The organism is Devosia sp. GW821-FHT12F11, from assembly GCF_058806655.1.
The window spans coordinates 254,586-271,743 of sequence record NZ_JBXAPX010000008.1 but is presented as its reverse complement, the minus strand read 5'-3'; the positions used below and the strand labels follow the sequence as shown (position 1 = coordinate 271,743).

Sequence of the window (17,158 nt, the reverse complement as noted above, 5' to 3'; positions counted from 1 at the left end):
CTGCCACCTCTTCGCCCTGACATACCGCAGAAAAGGACCCGAAATGACCGATATCATCAGCGGCAACGCCGCGGCTGACAACGATCTCATCGATCTGAGCGCTGACATCGTCTCCGCTTATGTTAGCCACAATGCTCTCAGCGTTACCGACCTGCCCAGGCTGATTGCTGACGTGCATGCTGCCCTCCGGAATCTCCAGTCTCCCGTCGCGGCCGAGCCGGCCGAGGAACTGAAGCCGGCCGTCCCGGTTCGCAAGTCCGTCGCTCCGGACTTCATCATCTGCCTCGAGGACGGCAAGAAGTTCAAGTCGCTGAAGCGGCACCTGCGCACCCACTACAATCTCTCGCCGGAAGAGTACCGCGAGAAGTGGGGCCTGCCGGCCGACTACCCGATGGTTGCTCCGAACTACTCGGCGACCCGCTCGCGCCTGGCCAAAGACAATGGCCTGGGCCGCAAGGCGGCCTGATCGACCCTGGTTCGATTGCCGACTATGCCGTGGTCGCTCCGACAGGGGCGGCCACGTTGCTTTCCGGGCCTGCTTGCGCCTGGCTTGTCGCCGTCATTGCCCCGGCAAGGGACACCGCAGGCAGGCGAAATCGTCCGCATGAGCACGCCCACGAGCATGACGGGCCGGTGACCGCACCCCATTCACACTGGCATCGCCACGCCCCGACGCGCCACAGGCACCCGCACTACCCGGATCTTCACCACCGCCACGGCCACGCCTGATGCGCTGGGCGCGTGCTGTAGCTCAGCCGCAGCGATCGAGTACTTTCTTGATGGCAGCCGAGGAGCCCTTGGTGCCAAAGGAGTTGCTGTCGAAAACCTCGAGCCCGCCCGACGATTTCGGGCGCACATAGGCGACCCGCACGGTGGCTTTGGCCTGCTGGGCGATCCGTGCCCATTGTCTCGCAACCGGACCGCGCACGATCATCGAGCTGCCGTCGCTGTGGATGAGCGGGATTTCCTGCGCAAAGCTGGTCCCGCCGGCGGCGGAGACCTTGCTGCCATCGGGCGGATCCGGCGTGATCGCGAGGTTCATCACCGTCGCGCCAGCCACTTGCCGGTGCGGCGCGCGCACCCAGAAGCCCATCGCCAGGTCTCCGCCGCGACAGGCGAACTGAAACTGCGCATCGCCATTGTCGAGATAGGCGATCGGTACGCTTCCATCCTCGTACGTCCATTCCGCGGCCGCGGCCGCAGGAACCAGCGAGAGCACGAGAAAAGCCGAAATCACCCTGAGCATGCAGATCCCCGTCAAAGACGGCGGACCGTAGTCGCAGAGCGGTGCCGCTCGCAAGCGACGCCGCGATCAAGGTGTGGAGAGCGGTGCCAACCTGGCTCTACGCCGCGGCCATCCGACTGTCGGTGAATACTGCATACTGCGCCGCGTAGGCCCGCTGAAAGGCAGGGCGCGCTTTGCCGCGGGCGACGTAGGCGACGAGATTCGGGTTCTCGGCGAGCAGGTCCGAGCCTTCAAGCCGGCGCAGTACGCCGACCAGCACCAGGTCGCCCGCACTGAACTCGCCATCAAGCCAGTCGGCATCGCCGAGCCGGCGCGACAGGTCGCCAAGCCGGTTGCGGATACGGGCATCGACGGTCGCCACGTGCTCGTCGTACCAGGCCTTATCGCCCTCGAGATACTCGGCGGCTTCGCGATCGACGATCGGCGGCTCGATGGTGGCGAGCGCGGCGAACATCCAGGTGATGGCGCGGGCCCGTGCGGCAGGATCGTCCGGCAGCAGGCCGTGATGCCGCTCGGCGATGTGAAAGACGATGGCGCCCGACTCGAACAGGGTGAACTCGCCGTCCTCATAGGTCGGGATCTGCCCGAAGGGCTGCAGCGCCCGATGCGCCGGCTCCTTCATCTCGGCGAATGAAACGAGGCGCACGTCATAGGGCTGGCCGACCTCTTCGAGCGCCCAGCGCACGCGCATGTCTCGCGCCTGGCCCTGGCCGCCATCGGGGGAGTTCGCAAAGGCCGTGATTATCGGGATCATCAGTCAGCTCCGGTGTCGTTTCGGCCGGCCAATCCAGCCTTCATTTCTAGTCGAAGCTCCGGAGCGAGATTCGACATGGGCCACTGAGTTTTTTTGCTCCCGGCGACGCCGAGCCAGCGGAATCGAGTGAAGAGACTAGGTGGCGTAGGCGATCCAGCCCCGAAAACTGAGCCCGGCGAAGAACAGGCTGATGCCGTCGAAGCCGGCTTCGCGCAACATCTGCTCGTCTTCCTCGGGCGAGAGGATGGTCAGCCGGGTGCCGATGGCCTCCCGGGCGGCTTCGAGATGCGTGGGGTCGGTGCCGCGCGGCGCGCCATAGGCGACATGCCGGGCGATCCACTGCGAGCGCTCCGGCTCTCCCTGCGGGAAGCTGATGTGTGCCAGCGCCAGCGGCGCGCCGGGCTTCAGCCGCCGATGCAGCTGCCTGAGCGTCTCGCGCCGTTCGTCGACCGGGATGAAGTGGAAGGTGAGCAGGCTCGTCGCCGCGTCGAACGGGCCCGATGGTGCCGCGTCAATGCGGCCCTGGTGCAGCAATACCCGCGCCCCGTAGGGGCCGACTGTCTCCTCGGCAAGCGCCAGCATGTCAGGCGATGGGTCGACGCCGTCAAACAGCCAGCCGGGCTGGGCTTCGGCCAGCGCCCTGAGCTCGAGGCCACCACCCGCGCCGTGCACCAGGACTCTGCCATTGGCTGGAACGCGTTCGGCCAGCAGCATCTCCACCATGCGGTGGAGGTTGGCAAAACCGGGCACCTGACGCGGCGGGCCCTCGAGATAGCCCCGATTGCGGAGGGGTGAGAAGGCGCCGCTCATTTCTGCGCTCCCGGCACGCTCGTTCAGGGTGGACATCACTGCTCCAGTTCCCGTATCTTTTGTTGATACGAAGGATTCGAGCGACGGTCAACCGATCGGGTTGACGGGCGCAGGTTTCAGGACAGGTGGATGAACAGGGACACGCGACTTTCCGGCGTTCTGCACGTGCTGCTGCATCTGGGGCAGGTGAGTGCTCCACTGACCTCCGAGGTGCTGGCGACGTCCATGGGGACCAACCCCGCGGTGTTCCGGCGCACCATGGCCGGGCTGCGCAAGGCGGGTCACGTGCATTCAGGTAAGGGGCATGGCGGCGGCTGGATGCTGGCCCGGCCGCTCGGGGAGATCACCCTGCTCGATGTCTACCTGGCGCTCGGCCGTCCCACGCTGTTCGCCTTCGGCAACCGCAGCGCCAACCCCGAGTGCAAGGTCGAGCGGGCGGTGAACGATGCGCTGGGCGACACCATGGCCGAGGCCGAGGCGCTGTTCGTCGAGCGCTTCGGCGCCATCACCCTCGACCAGCTGCTGCCGGCACAGGAATCAACGCTGGCGGTGCATCACCACGCACATGCTAGGGCGTGAGAACGGCCGAATGGGACAAGACGCGCAACTGACCATCAGTCGGTCTCATGGCAGTGGTCGTGCGACACGCGGGTCGTTGAGCATCAATCCGTCTGCGCCTCGCTCAACAAGCGACTTTGCCTGCTTCGCATCGATATCGCCGACCGCGCGGTCTGTCCCGGGGCCACCAACCATTACCAGGACCGGCACGCCGGTCGCATGTAGCGCCTCTATGCGTGCGCTGGATGCATCCTGTTCCCACAGCCGCACCCACCGGCCGCCCGATGCAACGAACTGCGGTGTCTGATCGGGACTCTCGAGCAGGCCAAGCTGCACCAATTCCGGGTGGCGCTGCCGTATCTGGGCTTGCGCTTGCAGCGATCTCACACCGACTGCGATGCTGTCGTCTGCTTTGAGTGACGACAGCAGGTCGAGCAGGGATCCGATGTCTTCTTCGTAGCTCAACTTTAGGTCGAGAAGGACATTGCAGCGTCCCGCATCCGCTCAAGCACGTCTTCGAGCCGCACCGCGTAGTCCGGCGCCATTCGCCGAAGCTCACCAAACGACGTCGCCGACAGCGCGATGTTGAGGCCGGCAGTGCGCTTCAGCGTTTCGTCATGGTGGCAGATGAAGACGCCGTCGGCCGAACGCCGCACATCCGTTTCCACCGCCATCGCCCCGTTGGCGATGGCGTACTCAAATGCTTCCGGAGAATTCTCGCGATGGTTTGCCGAAGCGCCCCGGTGGGCCACAATCCAAATGCCATGCTCGGCTTGCGCAAAGGATGTCCAGTCTACCGCGCGCAACGTGCGGCTACCTACGCCGCCGCCAGCGAGCGCGCTTCGCTGCGCATCCGGTTGACCATGGCGACGAGGCCGTTGGAGCGCTGCGTGGTGAGGTGCTCGCGCAGCCCGAGTTCGTCGAAGATGGCGATGGCGTCGGTTTCAGCGATCTCGCGGGCCGGGCGGCCTGAATAGAGCGCGATCAGTACGGCGACGAGGCCGCGCACGATCATCGCATCGGATTCGCCGCGGTATTCGAGGTGGGCGCCGTTGTGATTGGAGACCAGCCAGACCTGAGAGGTGCAGCCATGCACCTTGTTCTCGGCGTTCCTCTCGCTCTCGGCGAGCGGCGGCAGGGCCTGCCCGAGCTCGATGATATAGCGGTAGCGGTCTTCCCAGTCGTCAAGGAAGCTGAGGTTTTCGGCGATCTCGGTGAAGGCGGCAGTATGGGTCATAGTGGATAGATAGGCGATTGGCCGGGTGGATTGAAGCAGTGTTGTGCACTCTGAGAGAGACGGCCCCCTCCCGGCCTCCCCCACAAGGGGGGAGGTGAAGAGTCGAGGCTGTGGCGCGATGGTGCCAAACACTGGATGCGGCACCTCCCCCCTTGTGGGGGAGGATGGGAGGGGGCCGTCTGCTTCAGTCAGCGAAAAGAGAGAGCCGCAGTGCGGGGCAGCGCACTGCGGCTCGGCCAGGGATCGCTGCTGGAGTAGCGTCGGGGAAGTGACGCAACCCCTGGCTTAACCCATCCGATCCGGTCGCGGTCGGGGGAGCGGGACCGGGATGTTCGACGTCATTTGCATGGGTGTGTCGACGGACGGGAGCTTGCTGCCGGCGAGCACCGTGAGCGCGGCCTTGCCGCCGGCGCATTGGAGGGTGCTGCAGTCGCTGGCGAGAACCTGAGAGACGATCGCCTGCTGGCCGGCCCTGAGGGCCTGTGCCGAAGCATCGCTGGCGGTCTTGCCCAGGTCGAAGTCCTTCGGCGCGATGATGAGGAACATCACCGTCAGCCAGAATGCAGACCTCAACACGAACATAGCCGCCTCTTCCCGTACCGGCAGTCCACCTGCCTTGCGTTACGAGAAAGCTAGGCGGGGCGGCTTAAGTCCGGTTTCGAGATTTCGATAAAATTGTAGGCAAATGCCGCGGATCGCTTCGGGGCGTGGCCCGGACGGCGTGCCCGAATCCATCGGCGAGAGGGCAGTCAAGCTGGAACCGCCGGCCCGTCGGAAGCCCGCGGTCGGCGCAACGAACTGTTTACGCTAACCCCAGAAAGCCCCTGCGCAACGCTATGGATCGGGTGCGCAACCGCCCGGCGGCCCCTTCCCCTTAAACCCGCATTAGGCGTTCGGGTGGAAGCTCCGAGCAACAAGAAAATGGGCGGCGGGGCGGTTGGTTAGAGTTATGCGTAGCCTCTGGACATGGTTGAGCGATGCGATGCGTCGCGCTTGGCGCACCGAGCCGGTGCGGGGCGCGGGCGGGCGTCCTGAAGCCATGCGCCGACAGGCCATTGCCACCAATGCCAGGCTCGTCCTGATCCTCAGTCTGATCGGCATGCCGGCGGCGCTCTATGCGCTGACCCAGTCCATGCTGCTGCCTTTCGTGCTGGCGACCATCGGGGTCGCGGTGGGCGTCCTGACCATGGCGCTGTGCCAGCGCGGCCAGCACGAGCGCGCTGCGGCCGGGCAGGTTTATGCCACCCTGCTTGGTGGCGCGCTGCTGACCGTTGCCGATCCGGCCATCGCTGATTTCGGCCTCGCCGTGGCAGTGCTCGGCCCGGTGCATGCCTCGCTCCTCACCCGCACGCCGGTGAAGAAGCGCGCCTGGGCCATCCTCGTCGCCGTGGTGGCGCTGGGAGTGCTGGCGAGTTTCAACATCCTCGCCTGGCCGCAACCCTTCCACATGTCGACGACGCTGCTCGGCGGCCTGGTGTTCACCATCACCGCGGTGATCGTCGCCTACTCGGCCAACCGGCTGAACAGCGTGTTCGAGGTCTACGAGAAGGCGCAGATCAACGCCTACCGGCATCTGATCGAACACGTGCAGGACGCGGTGATGCGCTTCGCCAGCGACGGCACGGTGCTGTTCACCTCGCGCTCGGCGGAAAAACTGTTCGGCTGTCGCCGGTTCGAACTCAGCGGCAACGGGCTGGTCGAGCGTATCCATGTGATGGATCGGCCGACCTACCTCACCGCCTTCGCCGAGGCCAACCAGGACGGCCGCACCCGCCGCGTCGAGATTCGCATGCGCCGCGACGAACCGGGTCCGTCGGCTGCCGCGCCGCGCTATGTCTGGGTCGAGGCTTCGCTTTCCCCGGTTGTCGATGCCGACATGCCCGGGGCCCGCAGCGAAGTCGTCGTGCTGCTGCGCGACGTCACTGAGCGGCATGACTACATGAACGAGCTGCAGCGTGCCCGTAAGCTTGCCGAGGAGGCCTCGAGCGCCAAGTCGCGCTTCCTCGCCACCATCGGGCACGAGCTGCGCACGCCGCTCAACGCTATTGTCGGCTTCTCCGAGATGATGACCTCGGGCGTCGTCGGCGAGCTCAGCCCGCAGCACAAGGAATACGCCACGCTGATCCAGCAGAGCGGTCATCACCTGATCGACGTGGTGAAGATGCTGCTCGACATGAGCCGGCTGGAAGCGGGCAAATTCGAGCTGACCACGGAGGCTATTGCGCCCGAATCGCTGGTCGAGCCCTGCCTGAAGATGGTCGACGCCATGGCGCGCGACAAATCGGTGCGGCTGATGACCGATATTCCGCGCAGCCTGCCGATGCTGATCGCCGATGAGCGCGCCTGCCGCCAGATTCTGATCAACCTGTTGTCCAACGCGGTGAAATTCTCCAACGAGCACTCGGTGGTGACGCTCACCATGAAGCGGCAGGGCCGCCACCTCGCCATCTCGGTGGCCGACCACGGCATCGGCATGGGCGAGGAATCGGTGAGCCGAATCGGCGAGCCCTTCTTCCAGGCGCAGGATGGCCTCGCACGCCGCTACGAGGGCACGGGCCTGGGTCTTTCGATCGTCAAGGGACTGGTCGAGCTGCATGACGGAACCCTGCATGCCAGCTCGTCTCCGGGAGAGGGGACAGTGATGACTGTTCTGCTGCCGATAAACGGTCCGGAAACCAAGGTGGAGGAAACTGCTGCCGTTACCCCGCTTCACCGGGACCCGGTTCAGCAGCAAATGCCCACCACATGGCACGACGACGAAAGAAAAAGAGCCCTATGACGGCAGCAACTCTTGCGCACCTGCCTTTGCAGGTCGGCAGCGTCGCTATGGCCCACGCGGGTCGCGCGGCGCTCTGGGTCATCGCGCGCTACATGCGCTCGCCCCTAACCAATTCCGCGATCGCCGCCCTGGTGGTGACGTCGGCCATGGCCGGCTCGAACGCGCTCTATGGCCAGCGCCATGAGCACCCGTCGCCGCTGTTCGACGCGGGAATCGAATCAGCAGCGCAACTCGCCGACATCGAGCCGGTGATTCCGAAAACCCGTCCCAAGAGCTTCGTGATGAGCGCGCCCGCCAAGGTGCAGCGCCAGGTGGTGGCGGCTGCCGCCCCTCTCGACACGCAGGGTGGGCCGATCGGCAACAAGGAAGTGTTCGAAGTGCAGCGCAAGCTCGAGCGGCTGCAGCTCTTCACCGGTACGGTCGACGGCTATTATGGCCCGCAGACCGCCCGGGCGCTGAAGAAGTTCGAGGAACAGCGCGGGCTGAAGCCGACCGGCGAGTTGACGCGTGAGATCATCGAGCTGGTGCTGGCCGCGCCGCTGTCGACGCCCGCGCCGCAACCCGCCGCTCCAGTGCCTGCGCCGGCCGTCGAGCAGAAGCCCGCGGCAGCCGTGACCCTGCCCAAGGTCGAGGCCGCACCGGTCGAGGCAGAGCTGCCGGCCGCCAAGGCGGTGAAGCCGCAGTCCTTGGCGGCAATGGAGCAGCCCAAGCCGCTCGTCGCCGACATTGAGACCGGCTCGATCGCGCCGGCAAAGCAGGCGACCGGCAACACCCTCCTGGGTCGGCCCGTGCCGAAGTCGCCGGAGGCTGCGCTCGAGATGGCCGCCGAAACCGCCGGCGACGCGATCGGCACCATCGTCGATGGCGTCCAGTCGATGACCATGACGACGGCACCCAAGGCGCTGCCTAGAAAGCCGGTGGTCCAGCAGCAGTTCGCGGCGGAGTCCAACGCTCTGAGCACCGCCGAGGCGGCTCCCGTCGTGGCGCTGGTACCCAAGACGGCTGCGGCTCGCACCGAACTCGCCGCGCTCCCGGACAAGCCGCAGGTAGGCGTGCCGCTGAAGATCGAAGAGCCCGCGCCGCCGGCGCCGGGCGAGGCGATCGCCGTGCTCGATACTGAAGCGACGCCGGAACAGCTGATGGCGCCGTTCTCGGTCACCGACCCGGTGATCGTCGCCAAGGTGCAGCGTGGGTTGGGGAGCCTGGGGTTCCTGCATGGTCCCGCTGACGGCGTCGCCGGCGAGGCGACCGCCAAGGCGATCCGCAACTTCGAGGTCTACTTCAACTACAAGGTGACCGGCCGGATCTCCCCCGAACTGCTCGACCTGCTGGTCGACAACGGCGCTGCGATCTAGCACCCCATTGCGCCAGCCGGCCGCTCGCGGTCGGATGGCGTATGGATGCAGGGGCGATTCACACCGAGATCAGGCGACGCTGGCAATCGGGTGAGCGGCTCATGCTGCTCGGGCCTGGGGGCGTCGGCAAGTCGACGCTGGGTCGGGCGCTGGCTGCGGCGTTGGGTTGGCCGCTGATCGATCTCGATCTCGAGTTCTGCGAACGGATCGAGGTGATCGGCTCCTTCATCGCCGCGCATGGCTATGAGCGCTACCGCGCCGAGAATCTCGCCTTGGCCGAGCATCTGGTGAGCGAGGCGGCGCCGTCGACCATCTTCGTCACCTCGTCGGGTTTCCTCGTGGCTGAGCCGGGCACGGAGGATCGCCGCCGTGCCGACCGGCTGGTGGCTGGGGGGTATGGGATCACGCTCCTGCCTTCGCTGCAGGTCGACCTCGCGACCTCGGTCGTGGTGGAGCGGCAGCTGATGCGCGGGTTTGGCTTCGAGCGGCGAAGCGAGGGCAGGAAGTTGCGCGAGCGCTTCGTCATCTACCGGGAGACCGGAGACATGTTGATTGCTTCAACGGCCTCGCCGGCACGGATCGCCGCAGCGGCCGTCAATGGCTTGGGCCTCACAGTCTAGCCAGGCGCCCGGTTTTCCGGCACAGGTGGCGGATGTTTCGTACCGACCTCTGGGTTTCGGCGTTCGTGCGCCGGCATAACGATATTGGCCACATGTGCGTGGTGTCGCGCCGCGGCGATCCGATCGCCGGGCAGATCTTCGTCGAGGTCGACCACCTCAACGGCGAGGTGTCGCTCTATACGCCCGCGCCGGCGACCAGCCTTGGCGACAACACCGAGGACCGGGTGTTCCAGCTGCGCTTCGACCATGTCGAACCGGCCAAGGTCAGCGAGCGGATCGCCAGGGAGCACGATTTCGACCCCGACCTGTGGGTGGTGTCACTGGAGCTGCGGAGCGGCGAGCTGGGGCTGGAGGTGGCGCGCACCTAGTGGGCGTTGCATCCCAGTCCACCGGCGTCATTCCCGCGAAGGCGGGAACCTAGTGCGATGTCGCGACGCTGGTGGAGACTAAAGCACCCCACTGGGTCCCCGCCTTCGCGGGGATGACGTCTGTGGTTGTGACTAGGCGTGCCGGACTTAGCTCGCGCGCGCCCCGATCCGCGCCAGCGCCTCGATCGCCTGGTCGACCACCGGATTGCGCTCGCGGGTCTGCGGCGGCGGAATGCGGCGGCGCTCGATTTCGAACGGCTTGTATTCCGGCTTGGTCATGTCGAGCAGGTTCACCTCGCCGCGCCAGGCGCTCATCAGGAACGCCGTAGCGTCGACGCTGACCGTTTCAAACAGTTTAGAGAACTGTGCCAGCGCCTTGGAGCGATCCTCGTCGTGCGAGGTGGCGTGGATCAGCACCTTGAGCCCGTCCTGCGCATCGCAGCCGAAGGCGCGCAGCACGACGAACAGCGCCGCCCCGGACGTGTCGTGGGCGATCTGCCCGCAGCGGACCTCGTCGAGCCCGGTGATCTGATGCAAGAGCTTGGTGACTTCCGGCCGCCGGTTCTCGGAAAAGAGCTTCATCAGCGCCCGTGTCAGCTCGCCGGTGGCGACCGACAACTGCTCGAGCGTGCGCTTGATCGGCGCAGTCGGCGTCTGGCGCTGGGAAAAGGCATTGATCACCTTCACCCGGTCGTTCTCGCCCAGATCGAAGAAGGCGGGAGCCAGCAGCGCCGCGTCGAAATCCTCGCGCGCCGCGAGCGACCAGGCGACTTGGTGATCCATCTGCGCCGAGCGGGCGAGGGCGCTGAGATAGGGGCCCCGCGGTACGATCGCCGTATTGGTGGCGATGGCGCGATAGACCTTGCGGCTGTTCATCTGGAACAGGCGGCCGAGCACGTTGTTGGAGAGGTCGGCGCGGCGGGCGAGGGCAGCACCCAACGTCACGTCGTTCGACGAGATCACCTTGAGCATGGTGCCCTCGGAGAGCTTGGGCGCCGAAACCAGGAAATCCGGCAGGTCGTCGCCGAGGTGGCGCACCACCAATTGCTCGAGCTCGGGCGACAGGTCTTCGGAGCGGCCGAGCGTCGCGGCCGCCTTGGCGCGAGCGGCAGGCGCGGCGGCGGGAAACAGGCGCTGGGCGAGCGCCGCAAACTGTTCCATTTCGGCACTGGTCGGCCGTCCGCGACGCGCAAATGCATCGCATGCTGCGCAGAGCAGTGTGTTCGTTCGATCGACGCCGCCCGTCTCGATAAGGAGCTGGAACGTCTCGTAAGGCTGGAAACCGATCATATTTTGCCCTGAAAGGCCCCAGGAGTCGGGCCTTAACCACAGCTCCGACTATTTCAGGGAAATCGTTAGCGAACTGTTAACCTTGACGAACTCTTAATGGCTTTCATCGGGTCCCTGCGTCGCTCCCGATTTGCCGATGGAAATGGGTCCCCGGCAAACATCGCCCGCCCGCCCGGAGGCAAGGTTGGGAAAGCTGGTTCAACTACCAAAGCGTGGACGCACGAGAACGCGCGCCCAATCGGCGGGCACGGGCGAAGTCCTGTTGTTCACCGGGGTCCGTTACGAGCGGGGCGGGGGCTCCTCTCCGATGCCGGACAAGCCGGTGGGAACAGCCTCGGGCGGCAAGCGCCGCCGTGGCTGACATGTGTATGGTTCGCGCGCTGGGGCTGGCGCTCCTGCTTTGCGCCACGCCTGCGGGCGCGCACGAGCTTGGCGATTTCGGCCGGGTGAAGCCGGGTGTGCTGAACGACAAGCTCATCCCCGAGACCGACCGGCTGATGCGGCGGCTGGGCAACCAGCCGGTGTCGAATTTCAACATCACTGACCAAGAGCGCGAAATGCATGACCGGGTGTACCGGTTTCTCATCGCGCGGCATGCCAGGGATTGGGCTTTCGACTATGAGCAGGTGATCTTCGTCGCCGGCGTGTTCAGCGCGCGGCCCGACAAGTTCGATCTCTACTACCGCTGGCTCACCCAGGAGCCCTACGCCTCGTCGCGCGTGCGCTTCAACACCATTGCCGACGATGTCGGGGCAGATCTTCTGACGCTGCCCACGACCTTCAAGTCGATCTGCGCGGTCATCGAGATCGACCGGCAGCGCGCCGTCGCCGCCATGGAGCTCGATGATATCGAGCCCGCCATGGTCAAGCAGATGCGGCTGCGCAAGGCCGAGAACGATCTCTATGTCGGTCGCTTCGTCGCCGCGCTCGGCTACCGCTACGGTTCCTACAGCTACGCGCTCGACCACTTCCTGGTGGAGACGCCGCACGGCGAGGCGGTCGAAGTCGATGAGCGGCTGAGCCGCCTCGCCATCTGGGTCGACCGCGCCGAAGCGCTGGATTTCTGCGCTGACGGCTGGGGCGACGACGACAATGGCGGCAGCGCCATCCCCGGCCGGGTGCTGATGGATGCGCCCAGCGAGGGCGAATACCGGAAGTAGGTCAAGTGGCGATGGTGCTGCACTTGAGGGCGGCGAGCGCCTTCTCGTAGCGGGCACGCATCTCGGGATGCGGCGGGGCGAGGCGGACGACAACGAACAGGTCGTCTTCCTTGGCCTCGACAATCAGCAGGCCCTCCGCGATGTCGAGCTTTTGCTCGGCGAGCAGCCGCGTCTGGCCGGGATTGAAGATGCCGAGATCGAGGGCGGTGCCGATGCCATCGCGGTTGGTGGTCGAATAGACCACGGTGCCGGCGCGGCTGTAGACGGCGACCGACCAGAACGATTGCGGCAGCGTGCCGGTAACCGAGGCCGGGCCGTTACGCAGATCGATGCGGCACACCGCATAGGCGAGCTCGGGGTCGAGCCGCAGCGGGTTGGGCTGGCCCGACGTGGCGGCCGACAGCACGGTGGGCCCCGGGCCGGCGCCGGCGGCAGCGACGTGGTCCCAGGCAGACGTGGCCGAAAGGGCCGGCAGGCTGAGGATCACCGCGATGTGGATAATGCCGCCCAGCACGACGCCGCCGAGCAGCCAGAGCAGGGTGCGGATCATGCGCAGGCCTCGCGGATGATCGAGGGCAGGGCGGCGACATCGGCGCCCACGCCCGACAGGCTCGAGGTGTCGTAGAGCGTCAGCACCAAGTCGAAGGCGCCGTCGCCGCTGATCTCGAGCCAGTTCTGCGGCGCCAGGGCTTTCGACACATAGAGTTCTACCGAGCCGTCACCGGCCCGACTGAGCCGCGCGCTGTGGAAATCGGTCGGGCCATCCGCGCGGGTGATCGGGGCGCCATCGTTGGGGGCCACCGGCACCAGGGTCCAGAAGCGGGCGGCGGGTGTCGTGCCGTCGATGCGATAGCGGCAGGCGCGATCGAGGCGGCGATTGTCACTGTCGGTGGTGGCGATGAACTGGATACCCTCGCTGGCGCCGAGCTCGAGCGCACCCGAACGGGCGATGAAGGCGCGGGTGTAAGGGTCGGGCGTCGGCACGCCGACATCGCGCCAGGCCGACCATGGACCGATCTCGATGGCGCCGAACAGCCGGCCATCGCTGAGCGCGTACCAGCTGAGGCCGAAGCCGACCAGCAGTGCGACCAGCAGCATGCTGCCGAGGTGAACGAGAAAGCGCAAGGGTTACAGCGCCTTGGCCGGAGCGGGGGAGGTGACGGTGAGCGCCGCCTGGTTGCCGGCGCCGCCCAGCGCGTTGCGCAGGCGCTCGGCGACCTCGAGCAGCTTGTCCGCGGCGCCGGGCTTCAGCCCGGGAGGACGCTCGACGGTCGGGGCGACCGGCTGGCCTTCCTCGGCGTTGGCGATGACGAACGGCGCCGGTGCGAAGTCCACGCCCTCCACGGGTTTGATCTCGATATTGGTATGGGCATAGGCCATGAACTTCTGCCACGCCGTGGTCGGCAGCGTTCCGCCGGTCAGCTTCTTGGTCGGCCGGTAGTCGTCATTGCCGAACCAGACCGCGGCGACATAGTTGCCGGTAAAGCCGCAGAACCAGGCGTCGCGATACGAAGACGTGGTGCCGGTCTTGCCGACCGAGGGCACACCCTCGATCAGGGCGCGGCGGCCGGTGCCGTGCTCGACCACGGCGCGCATCATGCGGTTCATGTATTTGACCGTCTGGTCGCTGACCACGCGCTCCTGCTGCGGCTCGGAATCCGCGTCATAGATCGGCTCGCCCGAGAGCGTCGTGATGCGGGTGATGCCATAGGCCGGTGTCTTGTAGCCGTGGTTGGCGAACACCGCGTAGGATGAGGCCATGTCGATGACGCTGACCGAGGCGGCGCCCAGCGCCAGCGAGCGGGTGACCGGGAAATCGTTCTGCAGCCCGATCTTGTGGGCCAGGTCGGCGATCGGCTGGCGGCCGGTCTTGATCGAGAGGTTCACCGGCACGGTGTTGATCGACTGCTGGAATGCCGAGATCAGGCTGATGCGGCCCACCGAGTTGCCCGAATAGTTGCGCGGGCACCAGTTGCCGATGCACTGGGTGGCGCCCGAGACCACGGTGTCCGGATCATATTCGGGGATCATCTCGAAGGCGGTGGCGTAGTCGAACAGCTTGAACGCCGAGCCGGGTTGCCGGTTGGGAACGATCGAGCGGTTGAACTGGCTCTTGCCGTAATCCATGCCGCCGACCATGGCGCGGATCGGCCCGGTGGGCTCCAGCACCACCATGGCGGCCTGGCTGACATTGTACGCTTCGCCCTGCTCGCGCACCACCGAGGTGACGGCGTCTTCGGCATAGGACTGCAGCACCGGATCGATGGTCGAGCGCACGACGAAGGTGTTCGACGTGCTGCCCGAGGTCTCGATGATCTTCTTGGCTTCCTCGAAGGCGTAGTCGAGGAAATAGTTCGGCGAGTTGGCCTCGGCCGAGCGGTCGATCGGCACGGCCGGGTTGCGGCGCGCCGCCGTGACCTGCCCTTCGGTGAGAAAGCCCGCGTCGACGAGGTTCGACAGCACCAGGTTGGCGCGGCCACGCGCCGCCGCGAGGTCGACATGCGGCGCGTATTTGGTCGGCGCCTTGAACAGCCCGGCCAGCATCGCCGCCTCTGCGAGGTTCACATCGGTGATCTTCTTGCCGAAATAGAACTCCGATGCCGCCGCGGCGCCGAAATTGCCGCCGCCCATATAGGCGCGGTCGAAATACAGCTTGAGGATCTCGTCCTTGGTGTAGTGCCACTCGAGCCAGACCGAGAGGAACGCTTCCTTGATCTTGCGCTCGATGGTGCGTTCGGAGCTGAGGAACAGGTTCTTGGCGAGCTGCTGGGTAATCGACGAGCCGCCCTGCGTCGAGTTCTCGCCCTGCGCGTTCGATACCAGAGCGCGCATCGTGCCGACGATGTCGATGCCCCAGTGGTCGTAGAAGCGCCGATCCTCGGTGGCCAGCGCCGCCTTGACGAAATAATCGGGCAGTTTGTCGAGCGGATAGGAATCATCCGACCGGATGCCGCGCCGGCCGATCTCGTTGCCGTAGCGATCGAGGAAGGTGACGGCGAAATCCTCGGCCTTGTTGAAGCGGCCGGTAACGGTGGCGTCGAACGCCGGCAGCGCCAGCGCAGTGACCAGCACCATGCCGATGGCGAGGAAGCTGAAGCCGTCCGAGACGATCTCGACGAAGAAGCGCTTGATACCGGAGACGCGGAAGCGCGAGAAGAAATCCTCGACCCGGGTGTAGCCGCGCCCCAGCGATTGGCCGAACTCGTAGAGCGCCGAGTCGAGCCAGGCGTCGGCCGCCAGCATGCGCGTTTTCTTGCGCCGTTTCTCTTTGTGGTAGAACGGATCCTGCACCGAAAACTCCGCGGCGTGCCAACAGCGCCCCTATGGTCTTGAATCTCCCCAATTTGGGGCGCATTGGCAAGGCAGTCGCTCGAATATGATCAGCGGACAGTTTGTGCAAGCGCAGTTGCTTCGCGCAGCGGGACCGAGGCGGAAGAGTCCAAGGCTTTTCCGGGTCCCGCTCAGCCGTCACAGGAACCTGAATGGCCTTCTGGGAAGAAAAGACGCTCGAGGAAATGACTGAGGTGGAGTGGGAATCGCTCTGCGACGGCTGCGGGCGATGCTGCCTGATGAAGCTCGAGGACGAGGACACCGGCGACATCTACGTCTCCGACGTGCGCTGCCAGCTGCTCGACGGTGAGAGCTGCAAATGCTCGGACTATCCTAACCGGCTGAAGCTGGTGCCCGACTGCATCAAGCTGACGCCCGAGAATGTCCGTACCATCGAGTGGATCCCCAGGACCTGTGCCTATCGCCGCATCGCCGAAGGCAAGGGCCTCGCCTGGTGGCACCCGCTGGTTTCGGGCGACCCGGAGACGGTCATGACCGTCGGGGTCTCGGTCCGTGGTCGCACGGTGCCTGAGAAATCGGTGAAGCCCGGCGAGTGGGAAGACCATGTCGCCGACTGGCCGAACTGGGAGCCGCCGGAGGAGATCTAGCTGCGGGAGAAGGTCAGGAGTGGCCCGAGGAGGCCTCGACCGCGGCGGGCGGTGAGTCAAAGCTCTCGGATGAGGGTGTCGCTGGAAAGCGCCTCTCTCGCCCGCCGCACTTCGCCGCGCGGCAGGTAGTAGGGAGCCAATGGTGCCGCTTACGTTTTCGCGACGTGCGCCTATCCCTCCCGGCACAGCGCTTCGAACCGCGCTGCGGCAGCTGAGAGGCGGCGTTCGCGGTGGCGGAGGATCGAGAACTGCCGGGGTGGAAGCTCGATATCGAGCACCTGCAGCTCGCCGCTTCTGACAAACGGGGCGACCACCATCTCGGAGAGGGCGGCGGCGCAACTGCCGGAGCGGACAGCGCTGAGCACGGCTTCGTTGGTGGGCAGCACCAGGGCGACCTGCAGCTCGGCCGGATCGTAGCCGGCGGCCCGCAGCCCGGCTTCGAACACCGCCCGCGTGCCTGAGCCGCGCTCGCGCATGACCCAGCTGAGGTCGCTGAGTTCGGTGCGAGCGCCTGCTGTCGCGACCACCACCAGCCGGTCGCGCACCACCGGCGTGCTGGCGAGCACCGGCTCGTCGATACTGCCTTCGACGAGGCCGAGTTCGGCTCGGCCGTCAACCACGGCCGCAGCGACGGCGCTGGTATTGCCGACCTCGAAATTGATCGTGATGCCGGGGTATTGCCGCTGGAAGGCCAGCAGGCGCGACGGCAGCCAGTAGTTGGCGACGGTCTGGCTGGCCTGCACGTCGAGGATACCGGTCCTGAGGCTGCCCAGTTCGCTGAGCACGGATTCGGTGTTGCGGACCTGCGCCAGGGTCAGCCGCGCCTCACCCAGCAGCACGCGCCCCTCACGGGTGAGCTCGATCCGCCGCCCCACGCGATCGAACAGGCGCACGTCGTAATAGGCCTCGAGCGCCTTGATCGCCGCGCTTGCCGCCGACGGAGAGAGGCCGACGGCATTGGCGCCCTGCGTCAGGTGCTCACGTTCGGCGACAGCGATGAATATCGACAGCTGCTCCACCGTCATCGTGCGATCCAGCAGAAT

At 66.1% G+C, this 17,158-nt stretch carries 20 protein-coding genes and 1 pseudogene; 9 read left to right on the top strand and 12 right to left on the bottom strand.

Annotated features, from left to right (window positions below; translation table 11 throughout):
• The first annotated feature begins 43 nt into the window (after nucleotides 1–43).
• Nucleotides 44–466, top strand: a complete 423-nt coding sequence (locus AC1ROK_RS22770; protein ID WP_492851175.1) for a Ros/MucR family transcriptional regulator — start codon at nucleotides 44–46, stop codon at nucleotides 464–466.
• A 143-nt stretch (nucleotides 467–609) separates the two neighbouring features.
• Nucleotides 610–729: pseudogene (locus AC1ROK_RS22765) on the top strand (EamA family transporter); the annotation flags it as partial.
• 22 nt (nucleotides 730–751) lie between these two features.
• Here AC1ROK_RS22765 and AC1ROK_RS22760 read toward each other — a convergent pair.
• From AC1ROK_RS22760 to AC1ROK_RS22750, 3 genes are all read right to left on the bottom strand, one after another.
• Nucleotides 752–1,246 (bottom strand): hypothetical protein, encoded by a 495-nt coding sequence (locus AC1ROK_RS22760; protein ID WP_492851173.1) that lies wholly within the window; start codon nucleotides 1,244–1,246, stop codon nucleotides 752–754.
• A 97-nt stretch (nucleotides 1,247–1,343) separates the two neighbouring features.
• Nucleotides 1,344–2,000 (bottom strand): glutathione S-transferase family protein, encoded by a 657-nt coding sequence (locus AC1ROK_RS22755; RefSeq protein WP_492851171.1) that lies wholly within the window; start codon nucleotides 1,998–2,000, stop codon nucleotides 1,344–1,346.
• Between the two features lie 135 nt (nucleotides 2,001–2,135).
• On the bottom strand, nucleotides 2,136–2,846 hold the full coding sequence (locus AC1ROK_RS22750) for a class I SAM-dependent methyltransferase (RefSeq protein ID WP_492851169.1): 711 nt from the start codon (nucleotides 2,844–2,846) through the stop codon (nucleotides 2,136–2,138).
• 93 nt (nucleotides 2,847–2,939) lie between these two features.
• On the opposite strand from AC1ROK_RS22750, the gene AC1ROK_RS22745 reads away from it, so the two are divergent.
• Nucleotides 2,940–3,389, top strand: a complete 450-nt coding sequence (locus tag AC1ROK_RS22745; protein WP_492851167.1) for an Rrf2 family transcriptional regulator — start codon at nucleotides 2,940–2,942, stop codon at nucleotides 3,387–3,389.
• 45 nt (nucleotides 3,390–3,434) lie between these two features.
• Here the strand turns inward: AC1ROK_RS22745 and AC1ROK_RS22740 are convergent, their stop codons facing one another.
• The 4 genes from AC1ROK_RS22740 to AC1ROK_RS22725 all read right to left on the bottom strand — a co-directional run bounded on the left by AC1ROK_RS22740 (nucleotide 3,435) and on the right by AC1ROK_RS22725 (nucleotide 5,187).
• Nucleotides 3,435–3,833: a hypothetical protein gene (locus AC1ROK_RS22740; RefSeq protein WP_492851165.1), complete on the bottom strand. Its 399-nt coding sequence runs from the start codon at nucleotides 3,831–3,833 to the stop codon at nucleotides 3,435–3,437.
• A gap of 2 nt (nucleotides 3,834–3,835) precedes the next feature.
• Nucleotides 3,836–4,174 carry a glycerophosphodiester phosphodiesterase gene (locus AC1ROK_RS22735; RefSeq protein WP_492851163.1) on the bottom strand — a complete coding sequence of 113 codons (339 nt, stop codon included), beginning with the start codon at nucleotides 4,172–4,174 and terminating at the stop codon, nucleotides 3,836–3,838.
• Nucleotides 4,175–4,185: 11 nt separating this feature from the next.
• Nucleotides 4,186–4,605 (bottom strand): SufE family protein, encoded by a 420-nt coding sequence (locus AC1ROK_RS22730; protein ID WP_492851161.1) that lies wholly within the window; start codon nucleotides 4,603–4,605, stop codon nucleotides 4,186–4,188.
• A 285-nt stretch (nucleotides 4,606–4,890) separates the two neighbouring features.
• Complete coding sequence (locus AC1ROK_RS22725) at nucleotides 4,891–5,187, bottom strand: hypothetical protein (RefSeq protein WP_492851159.1); 297 nt, start codon at nucleotides 5,185–5,187, stop codon at nucleotides 4,891–4,893.
• A gap of 400 nt (nucleotides 5,188–5,587) precedes the next feature.
• Between AC1ROK_RS22725 and AC1ROK_RS22720 the strand changes: the two genes are divergently transcribed.
• The 4 genes from AC1ROK_RS22720 (at nucleotide 5,588) to AC1ROK_RS22705 (ending at nucleotide 9,727) form a co-directional block, all read left to right on the top strand.
• Nucleotides 5,588–7,384 carry a sensor histidine kinase gene (locus tag AC1ROK_RS22720; RefSeq protein WP_492851157.1) on the top strand — a complete coding sequence of 599 codons (1,797 nt, stop codon included), beginning with the start codon at nucleotides 5,588–5,590 and terminating at the stop codon, nucleotides 7,382–7,384.
• Entirely contained in the window at nucleotides 7,381–8,739 is a 1,359-nt protein-coding gene (locus AC1ROK_RS22715; RefSeq protein WP_492851155.1) for a peptidoglycan-binding domain-containing protein, read from the top strand. The genes AC1ROK_RS22720 and AC1ROK_RS22715 overlap by 4 nt, the downstream gene beginning before the upstream one ends.
• Before the next feature lie 101 nt (nucleotides 8,740–8,840).
• Nucleotides 8,841–9,359, top strand: a complete 519-nt coding sequence (locus tag AC1ROK_RS22710; protein ID WP_492851153.1) for a shikimate kinase — start codon at nucleotides 8,841–8,843, stop codon at nucleotides 9,357–9,359.
• 32 nt (nucleotides 9,360–9,391) lie between these two features.
• Entirely contained in the window at nucleotides 9,392–9,727 is a 336-nt protein-coding gene (locus AC1ROK_RS22705; RefSeq protein WP_492851151.1) for a DUF1491 family protein, read from the top strand.
• Between the two features lie 147 nt (nucleotides 9,728–9,874).
• Here AC1ROK_RS22705 and AC1ROK_RS22700 read toward each other — a convergent pair whose 3' ends face one another.
• A complete protein-coding gene (locus AC1ROK_RS22700) occupies nucleotides 9,875–10,888 on the bottom strand; it encodes a DUF2336 domain-containing protein (RefSeq protein WP_492851149.1) in 1,014 nt (337 codons plus the stop codon).
• 491 nt (nucleotides 10,889–11,379) lie between these two features.
• On the opposite strand from AC1ROK_RS22700, the gene AC1ROK_RS22695 reads away from it, so the two are divergent.
• The gene (locus tag AC1ROK_RS22695) at nucleotides 11,380–12,177 is read left to right on the top strand and encodes a hypothetical protein (RefSeq protein ID WP_492851147.1); all 798 of its coding nucleotides are present in this window, start codon (nucleotides 11,380–11,382) and stop codon (nucleotides 12,175–12,177) included.
• A 1-nt stretch (nucleotide 12,178) separates the two neighbouring features.
• Here the strand turns inward: AC1ROK_RS22695 and AC1ROK_RS22690 are convergent, their stop codons facing one another.
• The 3 genes from AC1ROK_RS22690 to AC1ROK_RS22680 are packed head-to-tail and all read right to left on the bottom strand — an operon-like array spanning nucleotide 12,179 to nucleotide 15,468.
• Entirely contained in the window at nucleotides 12,179–12,727 is a 549-nt protein-coding gene (locus AC1ROK_RS22690) for a DUF1254 domain-containing protein (RefSeq protein ID WP_492851145.1), read from the bottom strand.
• A complete protein-coding gene (locus AC1ROK_RS22685; protein ID WP_492851143.1) occupies nucleotides 12,724–13,302 on the bottom strand; it encodes a DUF1214 domain-containing protein in 579 nt (192 codons plus the stop codon). Before AC1ROK_RS22685 ends, AC1ROK_RS22690 begins: the two co-directional genes overlap by 4 nt.
• 3 nt (nucleotides 13,303–13,305) lie before the next feature.
• A complete protein-coding gene (locus tag AC1ROK_RS22680) occupies nucleotides 13,306–15,468 on the bottom strand; it encodes a transglycosylase domain-containing protein (protein WP_492851141.1) in 2,163 nt (720 codons plus the stop codon).
• A 191-nt stretch (nucleotides 15,469–15,659) separates the two neighbouring features.
• Here AC1ROK_RS22680 and AC1ROK_RS22675 point away from each other — a divergent pair, with 191 nt between their 5' ends.
• Entirely contained in the window at nucleotides 15,660–16,115 is a 456-nt protein-coding gene (locus tag AC1ROK_RS22675; RefSeq protein WP_492851139.1) for a YcgN family cysteine cluster protein, read from the top strand.
• Nucleotides 16,116–16,285: 170 nt separating this feature from the next.
• On the opposite strand, the gene AC1ROK_RS22670 is transcribed toward AC1ROK_RS22675, so the two are convergent.
• Nucleotides 16,286–17,140, bottom strand: a complete 855-nt coding sequence (locus AC1ROK_RS22670; RefSeq protein ID WP_492851137.1) for a LysR family transcriptional regulator — start codon at nucleotides 17,138–17,140, stop codon at nucleotides 16,286–16,288.
• Between the last annotated feature and the right edge of the window lie 18 nt (nucleotides 17,141–17,158).

Bases quoted from the DNA above. Each gene is read 5' to 3' on its own strand.
- AC1ROK_RS22770 (WP_492851175.1), top strand. From the start codon at position 44: ATGACCGATATCATCAGCGGCAACGCCGCGGCTGACAACGATCTCATC.
- AC1ROK_RS22760 (WP_492851173.1), bottom strand. From the start codon at position 1,246: ATGCTCAGGGTGATTTCGGCTTTTCTCGTGCTCTCGCTGGTTCCTGCG.
- AC1ROK_RS22755 (WP_492851171.1), bottom strand. From the start codon at position 2,000: ATGATCCCGATAATCACGGCCTTTGCGAACTCCCCCGATGGCGGCCAG.
- AC1ROK_RS22750 (WP_492851169.1), bottom strand. From the start codon at position 2,846: ATGTCCACCCTGAACGAGCGTGCCGGGAGCGCAGAAATGAGCGGCGCC.
- AC1ROK_RS22745 (WP_492851167.1), top strand. From the start codon at position 2,940: ATGAACAGGGACACGCGACTTTCCGGCGTTCTGCACGTGCTGCTGCAT.
- AC1ROK_RS22730 (WP_492851161.1), bottom strand. From the start codon at position 4,605: ATGACCCATACTGCCGCCTTCACCGAGATCGCCGAAAACCTCAGCTTC.
- AC1ROK_RS22725 (WP_492851159.1), bottom strand. From the start codon at position 5,187: ATGTTCGTGTTGAGGTCTGCATTCTGGCTGACGGTGATGTTCCTCATC.
- AC1ROK_RS22720 (WP_492851157.1), top strand. From the start codon at position 5,588: ATGCGTCGCGCTTGGCGCACCGAGCCGGTGCGGGGCGCGGGCGGGCGT.
- AC1ROK_RS22715 (WP_492851155.1), top strand. From the start codon at position 7,381: ATGACGGCAGCAACTCTTGCGCACCTGCCTTTGCAGGTCGGCAGCGTC.
- AC1ROK_RS22710 (WP_492851153.1), top strand. From the start codon at position 8,841: ATGCTGCTCGGGCCTGGGGGCGTCGGCAAGTCGACGCTGGGTCGGGCG.
- AC1ROK_RS22705 (WP_492851151.1), top strand. From the start codon at position 9,392: ATGTTTCGTACCGACCTCTGGGTTTCGGCGTTCGTGCGCCGGCATAAC.
- AC1ROK_RS22700 (WP_492851149.1), bottom strand. From the start codon at position 10,888: ATGGAACAGTTTGCGGCGCTCGCCCAGCGCCTGTTTCCCGCCGCCGCG.
- AC1ROK_RS22695 (WP_492851147.1), top strand. From the start codon at position 11,380: ATGTGTATGGTTCGCGCGCTGGGGCTGGCGCTCCTGCTTTGCGCCACG.
- AC1ROK_RS22690 (WP_492851145.1), bottom strand. From the start codon at position 12,727: ATGATCCGCACCCTGCTCTGGCTGCTCGGCGGCGTCGTGCTGGGCGGC.
- AC1ROK_RS22675 (WP_492851139.1), top strand. From the start codon at position 15,660: ATGGCCTTCTGGGAAGAAAAGACGCTCGAGGAAATGACTGAGGTGGAG.
- AC1ROK_RS22670 (WP_492851137.1), bottom strand. From the start codon at position 17,140: ATGACGGTGGAGCAGCTGTCGATATTCATCGCTGTCGCCGAACGTGAG.